The sequence below is a fragment of the Klebsiella sp. 2019SCSN059 genome (assembly GCF_021739525.1).
Taxonomy (GTDB): Bacteria; Pseudomonadota; Gammaproteobacteria; order Enterobacterales; family Enterobacteriaceae; genus Klebsiella; species Klebsiella quasipneumoniae.
In genome coordinates this window covers 1-12719 of sequence record NZ_JAKKOM010000007.1, presented here as the reverse complement: position 1 = coordinate 12719, position 12719 = coordinate 1, and the positions used below count along the sequence as shown (strand labels likewise).

The 12719-nt window shown below is 59.1% G+C and carries 9 protein-coding genes and 1 pseudogene; 8 read left to right on the top strand and 2 right to left on the bottom strand.

The features are described from left to right. The first annotated feature begins 227 nt into the window (after positions 1-227). The 5 genes and pseudogenes from dusC to L2I46_RS10290 all read left to right on the top strand — a co-directional run bounded on the left by dusC (position 228) and on the right by L2I46_RS10290 (position 7281). Positions 228-1160: a tRNA dihydrouridine(16) synthase DusC gene (gene dusC / locus L2I46_RS10310; protein ID WP_086075544.1), complete on the top strand. Its 933-nt coding sequence runs from the start codon at positions 228-230 to the stop codon at positions 1158-1160. 356 nt (positions 1161-1516) lie between these two features. After that, positions 1517-2881, top strand: coding sequence for a carbohydrate porin (locus L2I46_RS10305; RefSeq protein WP_236947827.1), 1365 nt, complete (start codon positions 1517-1519; stop codon positions 2879-2881). A gap of 155 nt (positions 2882-3036) precedes the next feature. After that, a complete protein-coding gene (bglG, locus tag L2I46_RS10300) occupies positions 3037-3870 on the top strand; it encodes a transcriptional antiterminator BglG (RefSeq protein ID WP_236947826.1) in 834 nt (277 codons plus the stop codon). Positions 3871-3899: 29 nt separating this feature from the next. Further along, a pseudogene (gene bglF, locus L2I46_RS10295) lies at positions 3900-5871 on the top strand (PTS beta-glucoside transporter subunit IIABC). Between the two features lie 15 nt (positions 5872-5886). Then, positions 5887-7281 carry a glycoside hydrolase family 1 protein gene (locus tag L2I46_RS10290; RefSeq protein WP_080901711.1) on the top strand — a complete coding sequence of 465 codons (1395 nt, stop codon included), beginning with the start codon at positions 5887-5889 and terminating at the stop codon, positions 7279-7281. A 33-nt stretch (positions 7282-7314) separates the two neighbouring features. On the opposite strand, the gene L2I46_RS10285 is transcribed toward L2I46_RS10290, so the two are convergent. Next, positions 7315-8049, bottom strand: a complete 735-nt coding sequence (locus L2I46_RS10285; protein ID WP_023290432.1) for a class I SAM-dependent methyltransferase — start codon at positions 8047-8049, stop codon at positions 7315-7317. 128 nt (positions 8050-8177) lie between these two features. Between L2I46_RS10285 and mdtQ the strand changes: the two genes are divergently transcribed. After that, a complete protein-coding gene (gene mdtQ, locus L2I46_RS10280) occupies positions 8178-9617 on the top strand; it encodes a multidrug resistance outer membrane protein MdtQ (protein WP_048297899.1) in 1440 nt (479 codons plus the stop codon). A 32-nt stretch (positions 9618-9649) separates the two neighbouring features. Here the strand turns inward: mdtQ and L2I46_RS10275 are convergent, their stop codons facing one another. After that, positions 9650-10219 carry a DedA family protein gene (locus tag L2I46_RS10275; RefSeq protein WP_023290430.1) on the bottom strand — a complete coding sequence of 190 codons (570 nt, stop codon included), beginning with the start codon at positions 10217-10219 and terminating at the stop codon, positions 9650-9652. Positions 10220-10373: 154 nt separating this feature from the next. Here L2I46_RS10275 and L2I46_RS10270 point away from each other — a divergent pair, with 154 nt between their 5' ends. Together L2I46_RS10270 and pbpG are read left to right on the top strand one after the other, a co-directional pair. Beyond that, complete coding sequence (locus L2I46_RS10270; protein ID WP_032453512.1) at positions 10374-10961, top strand: Yip1 family protein; 588 nt, start codon at positions 10374-10376, stop codon at positions 10959-10961. Positions 10962-11149: 188 nt separating this feature from the next. Then, positions 11150-12100 carry a D-alanyl-D-alanine endopeptidase gene (pbpG, locus tag L2I46_RS10265; RefSeq protein ID WP_236947825.1) on the top strand — a complete coding sequence of 317 codons (951 nt, stop codon included), beginning with the start codon at positions 11150-11152 and terminating at the stop codon, positions 12098-12100. Positions 12101-12719 lie beyond the last annotated feature (619 nt).

Below are 12719 nucleotides of genomic sequence, written 5' to 3'. Positions count from 1 at the left end.
GCTCGCAGCTTTGGGTATATCGGGTCCCACGCTACCTTTTTGGAAGAGAAGCGGCAAATGAAGGCGGTATGAGACGCCGCAGACTCCTGTAAAGCATAGAGATTATCTCCTCGCTTTGCCGCATTCGCCGAATGGGGAATGGCGTACGGCAGGCGGGACGCATTGAGCACTTTCAACCAACGCCCGGAGGCGCTACCATAGCGCCTCTTTTTTTTCCGGGTAACGATATGCGTGTACTACTGGCGCCGATGGAAGGCGTGCTCGATTCGCTGGTGCGCGAGCTGCTGACCGAAGTGAACGATTACGATCTGTGCATCACCGAGTTTCTGCGGGTGGTGGATCAACTGCTGCCGGTTAAATCGTTCTACAGGCTGTGCCCGGAACTGCATCATCAAAGCCGCACCCCGTCCGGTACCCGCGTGCGCGTCCAGCTGCTGGGGCAATATCCCGAGTGGCTGGCGGAAAACGCCGCCCGCGCGGTGGCGCTTGGCTCGTGGGGCGTCGATTTAAACTGCGGCTGTCCGTCGAAGCTGGTGAACGGCAGCGGCGGCGGGGCGACGCTGCTGAAAGATCCGGAGCTTATCTATCGCGGCGCGAAGGCGATGCGCGAGGCGGTTCCCGGTCATCTGCCGGTGACGGTGAAAGTTCGTCTCGGCTGGGACAGCGGCGAACGGCGCTTTGAAATCGCCGACGCGGTGCAGCAGGCGGGGGCCAGCGAGCTGGTGGTCCACGGCCGCACCAAAGAAGATGGCTACAAAGCGGAGCGCATCAACTGGCATGCCATCGGCGAGATCCGCCGGCGCCTGACCATTCCGGTAGTCGCCAACGGCGAAATCTGGGACTGGCAAAGCGCTCAGGACTGTATGGCCGTCACCGGCTGCGATTCGGTGATGATTGGCCGCGGGGCGCTCAACGTACCGAACCTCAGCCGGGTGATCAAATACAACGAACCGCGCATGCCGTGGCCGCAGGTGGTTCAGCTGTTGCAAAAATATACCCGTCTGGAAAAGCAGGGCGATACCGGCCTGTATCATGTGGCGAGAATTAAGCAGTGGCTGGGCTATTTACGCAAGGAATATACCGAGGCGCTGACGCTGTTTAATGAAATTCGCGCCCTGCAAACCTCTGCTGAAATAGCGGCGGCGATCGCCCGCTATTAAGCGCCATATTGTTATTCGCTTCACATATTATTACTTGCCTGCCTATTGATGATAGGCATGAGTGAAATAAAGTGATACTGTGCGGTCAATCAATTCAGGATTGCTACTGAACGCAGGCAAAACCTAAGCACTTCCGTCATTCGTGGCGGCAAGTGCTTAGGTTTTTTTTTGGCCAAAATTTAACGGTGGGTAAATGATGACGTAAAACAAGAGATTGTCATTCATCTTTTCTCTGGCACGGTCGCGGTTTTATTACCGGAGGAGGCCCCTTGCCATTCATTTTTTAAAAAAGAAAACAGGTAAATAAATAGCCTGGGGATCCCCTTTGTTTTTATTCAGTCACGGTGGAGATCACAATGTATAACAAAAAAATAAATCAGCTTTTTATCGGCGCGGCGCTGGCGGCGATGGCGCCCGTCGTGTACGCGGCGCAAACCCCGGCGTGGAACGGCAGCGTGCTGGGGTTTGAAGCCGGACAGCCAGGGCTACTGGGCGATATGCTGGGCATTCGTCCAATCCTTGAAGAGAACGGCTTTCATTATAATCTCGGCTATCTTAACGAGATGGCCTACAACGCCGGCGGCGGTTATAACCACGATAAACATCTGGCCTATATTTACCAGGTGTCGTTGACCTTTACCCAGGATCTGGAGCGCTGGACCGGCATACCGGACGCCCGTCTCGAGGGCAACATCGTCAACCGCAACCACGATGATAACCTCACCACGAAACGGCTGCAGGATCCGCGGGTCAGCTTCAACGATCTGTCGCAGGAGAGCTGGGGCGGCGGGTCGATCACCCGCCTCGGCTGGCTGACCTTCGCCCGCAGCTTTGACGACCGTCGCCTGACCTGGCGCATCGGCATGATGAACAAGGTGCAAACCTTCGACCAGATCATTCCCTGCGATTTCCAGTTGCTGACCCAGTGCGGCGGCAAATCGGCCAACTCGCTGACCTGGAATAACTGGAACATCCACACCTGGGGCACCACCCTGGAGTACAAGCTGACGCCGGCGGTGACCCTCAAAGGCGGGGTGATGGAGCAAAACCCGCAGGCTACCGCGCGCAGCCATGCCTGGAGCTGGTCGACGAAGGGCAGCAAAGGCATTTTACTGCCGATGGAGATCGAAACCCGTCCGCTGATGAATGGCCTGCCGGGAGCCTATAACCTCGGCGTGGTCTGGACTAACGCGCCGCAAAGCGACCTTTACAGCGGCAAATCCGGCGGCGCCGGGGCGACGGACCCGCAGGGCTACGCCGAGCACGACAGCACCTGGTTTATGTACGCCGGCCTGAACCAGCAGATTACCCGCCACGCCGACGATCCGCTGCGGGGAATGAGCGTCTCGCTGAGCGGCAGCCTCAGCGACCAGCGCAGCAACTATATCCACTCCGCCGTCGCCGCCTCGATGCGCTACCGCGGGCTGTTTGACGCCCGTCCGGAGGACTGGATCGGCTTCGGCCTGACGTGGATCGACATGAGCAGCCACTACGCGCGCAATCAGCGCTATATGAACCAGCTCAGCGGCGCCGCCGACTATAACGATCCGGCCTGGCAGCCGGTGGCCGGCCACTCGCTGAACGGCGAACTCTATTATCGCTTCCGTCCGGTCTCCTGGCTGGAGCTGCAGCCGGGCCTGCAGTACTGGCACCGTCCGGGCGGCGTTGCGCAGACCCAGGACGCGTGGGTGGTGGAGTGGAAAACCGTCGTGACCTTCTGATAGTCGCGATCTTAATCACGTTTTTTCACTTGTCAGGTTGAGCGCCTAGCAGAAGTTGTTACAGTGCTGGCGTTGGATTGCAACTGCTGCGGCAGGCAAAACCTGATTACCTGGCGTTTCGTCGGGGGTCAGGTTTTTTTGTTTCTGGGGTCAATATGCAAATCGCCAAAGTACTCAATAACAATGTGGTGGTGGTTCTTGACGAACACCAGCGCGAACAGGTGGTGATGGGGCGAGGGCTGGCCTTTCAGAAACGCCCGGGCGACGCGCTGGACGACAGCAAAATTGAAAAAGTCTTCGCCTTACAAAGCGATGAACTGGTCGGCCGCTTAGGTGAACTGCTCAGTCAGATTCCGTTAGAAGTGATGACCACCTGCGATCGCATTATCGACCTGGCGCGCGGGCGGTTGGGCAAGTTACAGGAAAGTTTGTACATCACGTTAACGGATCACTGTCACTTTGCTATCGAGCGGCAGAAAAAGGGTATCGCACTGCGTAACGTGCTGCTGTGGGAGATCAAGCGGCTCTATCCGAAGGAGTTCGCGCTGGGCCAGGAGGCAAGGGCCATTATTGGCAAACGGCTCGGCGTGGCACTGGCGGAGGATGAAGCCGGATCTATCGCCCTCCATCTGGTGACGGCGCAGCTCAACAGCGAAATGCCGGAGGTCATGCACGTGACCCGGGTGATGCAGGAGATCCTGCAGCTGGTGAAGTATCAGCTGCAGCTGAACTACGACGAGGAGTCGCTGAGCTATCAGCGTTTCGTCACCCACCTGAAGTTTTTCGCCCAGCGGATGCTGACCCGCACGGTGGTGGAAGATGACGACGTCTCGCTGCACAGCGCGGTGAAAGACAACTACGCCAAAGCGTGGAAGTGCGCGGAAACGGTGGCGACGCATCTGCAAAAGCAGTATCAGCGGGCGCTGACCACCGAAGAAATTATGTTTCTTGCCATTCATATTGAACGGGTAAGAAAAGAGGGACGCTAAGTCTCCCGACAAAACTGGATTGTTACTGCATGATGCAGGCAAAACCTGAGCGCGACGCCTACCGGCGTGGTTCTCGGGTTTTTTTTATTTTTACTACTCAGTCGCCGGTTGTCTGCGGGCAGCGGCAGTAAGGAAAAGAGCATGGAATATAAAGCACTCGCGCAGGATATTCTCCGCCGCGTCGGCGGCAAAGAGAACATTGTGAGTCTGGTTCACTGTGCGACACGTCTGCGTTTTAAGCTGAAAGATAACGGCAAAGCCGATGCCGAAGGGCTGAAGGCCAACCCGGGCGTTATTATGGTGGTGGAGAGCGGCGGCCAGTTTCAGGTGGTCATTGGCAACCACGTTCACGACGTCTGGCTGGCGGTGCGTCAGGAGGCAGGGTTAAGCGACGACAGCGAACCGGTGGCGGAAAGCGTTGAAAAAGGGTCGCTGCTGGGGCAGATCATCGATGTCGTGTCGGGAATTTTCACGCCATTTATCGGCGTGCTGGCGGCCTCTGGTATCCTGAAAGGGATGCTGGCGCTGGCGGTCGTCTGCGGTTGGCTGACCCCGCTACAGGGAACCTATAAAATCTGGTTTGCCGCCAGCGACGCGCTGTTCTTTTTCTTCCCGCTGTTTCTCGGCTACACCGCCGGTAAAAAATTTGGCGGTAACCCGTTTGTCTCAATGGTGATCGGCGGGGCGTTAACCCACCCGCTGATGATTCAGGCCTTTGAGGCCAGCCAGGCGCCGGGCGCGGCGGTGGAGCATTTTCTCGGCATCCCGGTGACCTTTATTAATTACAGCTCATCGGTGATCCCGATTATTCTCGCCTCATGGGTCTGCTGCTGGCTGGAGCGCAAGAGCAACGCGCTGCTGCCGTCATCGATGAAAAACTTTTTTACGCCGGCGATTTGTCTCGCCGTTGTGGTTCCGCTGACGTTTCTGCTGATTGGCCCTCTGGCGACCTGGCTCAGTCATCTGTTGGCCCAGGGGTATCAGATTATCTACGCGGTGGCGCCGTGGCTGGCGGGAGCTGCGATGGGCGCGCTGTGGCAGGTTTGTGTGATCTTCGGCCTGCATTGGGGACTGATTCCGCTGATGATTAACAATCTGACGGTGCTTGGCCATGATTCCATGCTGCCCATGCTGCTGCCGGCCGTTATGGGGCAGGTCGGCGCGGTGCTGGGTATTTTGCTGAAAACCCGCGATGCCCGTCAGAAAGTGCTGGCCGGTTCGGCGTTTTCAGCGGGCATCTTCGGCATTACCGAGCCCGCTATCTATGGCTTAACATTGCCGCTGCGTCGGCCGTTTATCTTCGGCTGCGTGGCGGGCGCCATCGGCGGCGCTATTGTGGGTTTCAGTAACGCTAACGTCTATTCATTCGGCTTCGGGAACATTTTTACCGTGGCGCAAATGATCCCGCCCCAAGGGCTTGATAGCACCGTTTGGGGCGGCGTAGTGGGCATCTTCGCGGCGTTGATTATCTCCTGTGGTTTAACTTTCTTCGCCGGCCTGCCGCGCGCCAGCGCCGCGCCGGGCGCCGTGGCGGTAGCGCCGGTCTCGGCAAACGACATTCTGGCGCCGATGAGCGGCAGCGTCATCGCCCTCGATCAGGTGCCGGACAGCACCTTCGCCAGCGGCCTGCTGGGGAATGGGGTCGCCATTATCCCGGCGGTGGGCAAAGTCATCGCCCCGTTCACGGGCGAAGTGGCCTCTCTGTTTCAGACCAAACACGCCATCGGCCTGCAGAGCGACAGCGGTATTGAGCTGCTGATCCACGTCGGCATCGACACGGTCAAACTCGACGGCGTGCCGTTTACCGCGCATGTGAAAGAGGGCGACAGAGTACAGGCCGGCGATCTGCTGATTGAGTTCGATCGTCAGGCGATTCTGGACGCCGGTTACGACCTGGCGACCCCGATTATTATCAGCAACAGCGAAGACTATCGTGAGATCGACACGGTGGCGCCCAGCGCCGTCGAAGCCGGTCAGCCGCTGTTGTCAGTCAGCCATTAATCACAGGAGAGAGAGATGAAAACATTCCCGGCAGATTTTTTATGGGGCGGCGCGACCGCGGCGAATCAGGTGGAAGGGGCTTACCTGGAAGATGGCAAAGGGTTATCCACCTCTGATGTGCAGCCGCACGGCGTCTTCGGCGAAGTGGTCGAGCGCGTACCCGGCGACAGCGGGATTAAGGATGTGGCGATCGATTTTTACCATCGTTACCCGGAAGATATTGCCCTGTTTGCCGAGATGGGCTTTAACTGCCTGCGGGTGTCCATCGCCTGGACCCGTATCTACCCCAACGGCGATGACGCCGAGCCGAACGAAGCCGGCCTTGCCTTCTACGACAAGTTGTTCGACGAGATGGCGAAGCACAACATCACCCCGCTGGTGACGCTGTCGCATTATGAAATGCCGTGGGCGCTGGTGAAAAACTACGGCGGTTGGGGTAGCCGGGAGGTGATTGGCTTCTTTGAGCGCTACGCCCGGACGGTGTTCAGCCGTTATAAAAACAGGGTCAAACTGTGGCTGACCTTTAACGAAATCAATATGTCGCTGCATGCCCCGATGACCGGCGTCGGCCTGCCGGCCGGCAGCAGCAAAGGCGAGGTGTATCAGGCCATTCACCACCAGCTGGTGGCCAGCGCCCTGGCGGTCAAAGCCTGTCACGAGCTGGTGCCCGAGGGCAAAATCGGCAATATGCTGCTCGGCGGGCTGATGTATCCCCTGAGCTGCAAACCGGAAGATGTGTTCGAGACGCTGCAGGAGAACCGCAGCTGGCAGTTCTTCGGCGACGTGCAGGCGCGCGGGGCGTACCCGGGCTATATGCAGCGCTTTTTCCGCGACAACGGCATCACGCTCGACATCACTGAGGCCGATCGCGACACGCTGAAAACCACCGTCGATTTTATCTCCTTCAGCTACTACATGACCGGGTGCGTCACCGCCGATGAGGCGCTGAACCAGCAGGCGCGCGGCAATATTCTCAGCATGGTGCCGAACCCGCACCTGGCGAGCTCGGAGTGGGGCTGGCAGATAGACCCCCTGGGCCTGCGTACGCTGCTGAACGTGCTGTGGGATCGCTATCAGAAGCCGCTGTTTATCGTGGAAAACGGTCTGGGCGCCAAAGATAAGGTGGAAGCCGACGGCAGCATTAACGATGACTACCGCATCAGCTACCTGAACGACCATCTGGTGCAGGCGCGGGAGGCCATTGACGATGGCGTTGAGCTGATGGGCTTTACCAGCTGGGGACCGATTGACCTGGTGAGCGCCTCGAAGGCGGAGCTGTCGAAGCGCTACGGCTTTATCTATGTCGACCGCCATGATGACGGCACCGGCACCCTGGCGCGCAGTAAGAAGAAGAGCTTTGACTGGTATAAAGAGGTGATTGCCAGCCGCGGCGCCAGCCTGAAAGCGTAATGCTTCTCCGCCCGGCCATCGTCGGGCGGGGTATTAAGCCGGTTTACGCGCGCGCAGTAAAAAGATCATCGGCCGCTCTTTCTCTTCCTCCAGGGCGGGCTGTTGAGCAATCTGTTCGGCGCCTGGCCCCCACTCATCCAGCTGCTCCAGCACAAAACCGGCGGCGATAAGCGCGTTTATCCAGCTCGAGAGTTTGCGGTGCTGTTTAATGACGCCCTCGGCAAACCAGTTGCTGACGCGCTCCCCCTCCTGCTGATAGTGGCTGACCGGCCAGCTCTTTTGCCCCTGTTCATTCACCTGCCATCCCTGCTGCAGCGGCGCGGTATAGATGGGATGTTCGGCAGAAAAGACCAGGATACCGCCAGGGACCAGCGCCTGCTGCAGGGTGGAGAAGAGCGGGGCGATGTCGGGTAAATAATGCAGGGCCAGCGAGCTGTAGATCAGATCGCAGCTGTTGGCGGGCAGCGTCAGGGTTTGCAGATCGGCGCAGCGGTAGTCAATCTCATCCCCGCGGGTCATTTCCCGTGCCTGCGCCAGCATACGCCGGGAGATATCAAAACCCATTATCTGGCTGGCTCCCTGCTGCTGCGCCCAGCGGCAAAACCAGCCGTAGCCGCAGCCGAGATCCACCACCCGCAAACCGGCCAGCGGCGGCAGCATTGCCTGTAGCGATGGCCACTCCGGTGCGCCATCCAGCCCTTTCACCGAACGATCGAGGGTTGCATAGCCGGCGAAGAAGTGCGGATCGTCATAAATATTCTGGCTCATATTCATCCCTTGAATTGATAAGTTTGTTTATTTTTAGCAAACTAATAATTTAGTCACACGCTTTACTAAACGCGTTTAATTCAATTAACTTATGATCACTCACCTGATTATATTATCTGACCTGTCTAATGAAATTGAGATTAAATAATAGCGCGCTGGCGGCCTTGCCCCTGGCCATCGCGCTGGTAGGCTGCGCGCCTTCCCATGAGGTTGCTCGTCCGCCGCAGCAGCAAATTCCGGCTTCCCACGTTGCCATGGATCTTCCCGCCGCCGTCAAAAACGGCTGGCCGCAGACCGACTGGTGGAAAGACTACCACGATGCCCAACTGGATAATTTGATTCAGCGCGCGCTCGCCAACGCACCGGATATGCAGATTGCCGAACAGCGCATCAGGCTTGCCGAAGCGCAGGCCAGAATGTCGCAGGCGAATCTTGGCCCGGAGATGGATTTCTCCGCTGACATCGAACGTCAACGCATGTCGGCCGAAGGTCTGATGGGGCCGTTCGCCACCGACACCGACGGCAATACCGGCCCGTGGTACACCAACGGTACCTTCGGCCTGACCGCCGGCTGGGATCTCGATCTGTGGGGCAAAAACCGTGCGCTGGTGAAAGCCCGCATCGGCGAGCTGAAAGCCCAGGTGGCCGAGCAGGCTCAGACCCGCGAGCTGCTCTCCGGCAGCGTGGCGCGCCTGTACTGGCAGTGGCAGACGGAAGCGGCGATCAAAGCGGTGCTGCAGCAGGTGAAAAACGAGCAAAATAATATCGTGACGGTCGACAAGGCCCTGTATCAGCGCGGGATCACCAACTCCGCCGAAGGGGCGGAAAACGATATTAACGTCAGCAAAACCGACCAGCAGCTAGCGGACGTGGCGGGCACGATGAAAGAGATTGAAGCGCGGCTGATGGCCCTGACCAACAGCCAGAGCCAGTCGCTAAACCTCAAACCCGCCAGCCTGCCGACGGTCAGCGCGCAGCTGCCGGACACCCTTGGCTATGAGCTGCTGGCGCGTCGCCCGGATCTGCAGGTCGCTCACTGGTATATTGAGGCGTCGCTGAGCGAGGTGGACGCGGCGAAGGCGGCGTTTTACCCGGACATCAATCTGATGGCGTTCCTGCAGCAGGATGCCCTGCACTTAAGCGATCTTTTCCGCCATTCGGCGCAGCAGATGGGCGTCACCGCCGGACTGACGCTGCCGATCTTCGACAGCGGTCGCCTCAATGCCAATCTGGATATCGCCAGCGCGCAGAACAGCCTGTCCATCGCCCAGTACAACAAAGCGGTGGTGGACGCCGTCAACCAGGTGGCGAAAACCGCCAGCCAGGTCGAGACGCTGATGGCCAAGAGCCAACAGCAGCAGCAGGTTGAAAAAGACGCCCAGCGGGTGGTGGACCTGGCGCAGGCCCGGATGGCGGCGGGGATCTTGCCCGGCTCCCGGGTCAGTATGGCGAAGCTCCCTGCGCTGCAGGAGCGTATCACCGCCTTGCGCCTGCACGGCCAGTGGATTGACGCCAGCATTCAGCTGACCTCGGCCCTCGGCGGCGGCTACCACCAGAGCGTGAAGTAACCGGCCCCCCGGCGCGTCAGCGGGCGCGCCGCTCAGTCTTTCTTCTTCCCTTCGCGCCGCCTGAACCACCAGTGGGCGGCCACGACCACCACCACCGCGAGGATCAGCCAGATCCAGTGCTTCAGATGGGCGTCGAGGTGGTGCAGCCACGGGCCAACCACCTCGCCGCCAAGATAGCCTATGGTGGTAAACAGCAGAGCCCACACCAGCGCCCCGGCAATATTCAGCGGCAGGAAAATGCGCGGCGGCAGGCGGCTGGCGCCGATCAGCAGAGGGCCGATCACCCGGAAGCCGTACATAAAGCGGGTACCGATGACAAACAGCCACGGCCGGTGCTGGATCATGCGCTGGGCTTTCCTGATCCGCGCCTTCTGGCTGGCGAAACGGCGCAGAATGCGCCCGCCGAAGCGGCGACCAAGCAGATAGAGCAACTGATCGCCAATCATCCCGCCGAGGGCGACAGCGATCACCACCAGGGGAAACTTCAGTAGTCCCTGATGCGCCGCGACGCCGCCCAGCAGGGTAATGGTCTCACCTTCCGCCATGCTGCCGACGATCAGCGCCGCGTAGCCATACTGGGAAATCAGGTGATTGATATCCATAAACAGCTTATCTCCTTACCTCATCACCTGTTAATCATACACCCTGCAGACCAAAACGCGTCGAACGCAGATTTTTTGTGCTGTACACAAAATAATCTACAGGGTGAATTATACTTGGATCAGTGCAGTACGAAGCCGTGACAAGGGGGACGCTATGAACCATGTCTGGGGGCTCTTCGCTCATCCCAATCGGGAGATGAGCGTGATAAAGAGCGAGAATGAAACCATTTCTCATCACTATACGCACCATGTGCTGCTGATGGCGGCGGTTCCGGTGGTTTGCGCCTTTATCGGCACCACGCAGCTGGGCTGGAACTTCGGTGACGGCACCATTATTAAACTGTCGATGTGGACCGGGCTGGCGCTGGCTGTCCTGTTTTATGCCGTGATGCTGGCCGGGGTGGCGATCATGGGGCGGGTTATCTGGTGGATGGCCAGGCAATATCCGCAGCAGCCTTCCCTGAAACGCTGCATGGTCTTTGCCGGCTATGTGGCCACGCCGCTGTTCCTGAGCGGGATTGTGGCGCTCTATCCGCTGGTCTGGCTGTGCGCGCTGATCGGTACCGTTGCCCTGTTCTATACCGGTTATCTGCTCTATCTCGGGATCCCGACCTTCCTGAGCATTAACCGGGAAGAGGGGCTCAGTTTCGCCAGCTCGACCCTGGCCATCGGGGTGCTGGTGCTGGAAGTACTGCTGGCGATCACCGTGGTGCTATGGGGGTATGGCTACCGACTGTTCTGATCGGACGAAACGGGTCAATATGCATTGCCGGCAAATATGTATTTTATGTCGGCAATGCAGCATTTCTTCACGATTCTTATTAGGCACAGGGCCTTACGGCGCGGTATGATGGCGTTTGCCAGCGAAGTTGCCCACTCAACCTCGCGGCGTACGTTCCATAACGTGCAAAAATACTTTTCAGAATGCCCATGATGCCGAAATTCCGAGTCTCTTTGCTCAGCCTGACCTTGCTGCTGGCTGTGCCTTTTGCGCCCCAGGCGTTAGCAAAAACCCCGACGGCGGTAACCGCCTTGCAGCCGGACATCGCTTCCGGCAGCGCCATGATCGTCGATCTGGCCACCAAAAAAATCATCTACGCCAGCCAGCCGGATCTGGTGCGCCCGATGGCGTCGATCACCAAGGTGATGACCGCCATGGTGGTTCTCGATGCCCATCTGCCGCTGGACGAAATGCTGACGGTGGATATCAGCCATACTCCGGAAATGAAGGGGATTCACTCCCGCGTGCGTCTCAACAGCCAGATCAGCCGCCGCGATATGCTGCTGCTGGCGCTGATGTCTTCCGAGAACCGCGCGGCCGCCAGCCTGGCGCATCACTATCCGGGCGGCTACGACGCCTTTATTCGCGCGATGAACGCCAAAGCGCAGGCGCTGGGTATGACCCATACCCGCTATGTGGAGCCCACCGGTCTGTCGGTGCATAACGTCTCCACCGCCCGCGATCTGACCAAACTGCTGATCGCCAGCGAGCAGTACCCGCTGATTGGCCAGCTGAGCACCACCAAAGAAGAGACCGCCACCTTTGCCCATCCGGCCTACAGCCTGCCGTTCCGCAACACTAACCATCTGGTGTATCGCGACAACTGGAACATCCAGCTGACCAAAACCGGCTTCACCAACGCTGCCGGCCACTGCCTGATTATGCGCACGGTGATTAACCAACGTCCGGTGGCGCTGGTGGTGATGGATGCCTTCGGCAAATATACCCACTTCGCCGACGCCAGCCGTTTGCGGACGTGGATCGAGACCGGGAAGGTGATGCCGGTCCCGGCTTCGGCGCTGAGCTATAAAAAGCAGCGCGAAGCGCAGATGGCGGAGGCGATGCTGAAAGGCGGCGCCCAGACCGCGCAGAACGATTAATCTGCATATACCCCGGATGACGGCGCATTGCGCCTTATCCGGGATAAAGATGAATTTATATCAAAGGGTTATCAGGTCTTGTAGGCCCGGCAAGCGCAGCGCCGCCGGGCAATCACGCCGAGTGTCGCGTTGTGCCGGATGGCGACTAACGCCTTATCCGGCCTACGTTATTTGGCGCCGGGTTCTCCTCCTTCGCAGGCCCGGCAAGCGCAGCGCCGCCGGGCAATATACCCGGCACCGTGCCACGTTGTGCCGGATGGCGGCTAACGCCTTATCCGGCCTACATTATTTGGCGCCGGGTTCGCCTCTTTCGCAGGCCCGGCAAGCGCAGCGCCGCAGGGCTATCACGCCGAGTGTCGCGTTGTGCCGGATGGCGGCTGACGCCTTATCGGCCTACGTTATTTGGCGCCGGGTTCCGCCCCTTAGTAGGCCCGGCAAGCGCAGCGCCGCCGGGCAATCACGCCGAGTGCCGCGTTTGTGCCGGATGGCGGCTGACGCCTTATCCGGCCTACATTATTTGGCGCCGGGTTCGCCTCCTTCGCAGGCCCGGCAAGCGCAGCGCCGCCGGGCAATCACGCCGAGTGCCGCGTTTGTGCCGGATGGCGGCTGACGCCTTATC

Bases quoted from the DNA above. Each gene is read 5' to 3' on its own strand.
- L2I46_RS10285 (WP_023290432.1), bottom strand. From the start codon at position 8,049: ATGAGCCAGAATATTTATGACGATCCGCACTTCTTCGCCGGCTATGCA.
- pbpG (WP_236947825.1), top strand. From the start codon at position 11,150: ATGATGCCGAAATTCCGAGTCTCTTTGCTCAGCCTGACCTTGCTGCTG.
- L2I46_RS10270 (WP_032453512.1), top strand. From the start codon at position 10,374: ATGAACCATGTCTGGGGGCTCTTCGCTCATCCCAATCGGGAGATGAGC.
- bglG (WP_236947826.1), top strand. From the start codon at position 3,037: ATGCAAATCGCCAAAGTACTCAATAACAATGTGGTGGTGGTTCTTGAC.
- L2I46_RS10275 (WP_023290430.1), bottom strand. From the start codon at position 10,219: ATGGATATCAATCACCTGATTTCCCAGTATGGCTACGCGGCGCTGATC.
- dusC (WP_086075544.1), top strand. From the start codon at position 228: ATGCGTGTACTACTGGCGCCGATGGAAGGCGTGCTCGATTCGCTGGTG.
- L2I46_RS10290 (WP_080901711.1), top strand. From the start codon at position 5,887: ATGAAAACATTCCCGGCAGATTTTTTATGGGGCGGCGCGACCGCGGCG.
- mdtQ (WP_048297899.1), top strand. From the start codon at position 8,178: ATGAAATTGAGATTAAATAATAGCGCGCTGGCGGCCTTGCCCCTGGCC.
- L2I46_RS10305 (WP_236947827.1), top strand. From the start codon at position 1,517: ATGTATAACAAAAAAATAAATCAGCTTTTTATCGGCGCGGCGCTGGCG.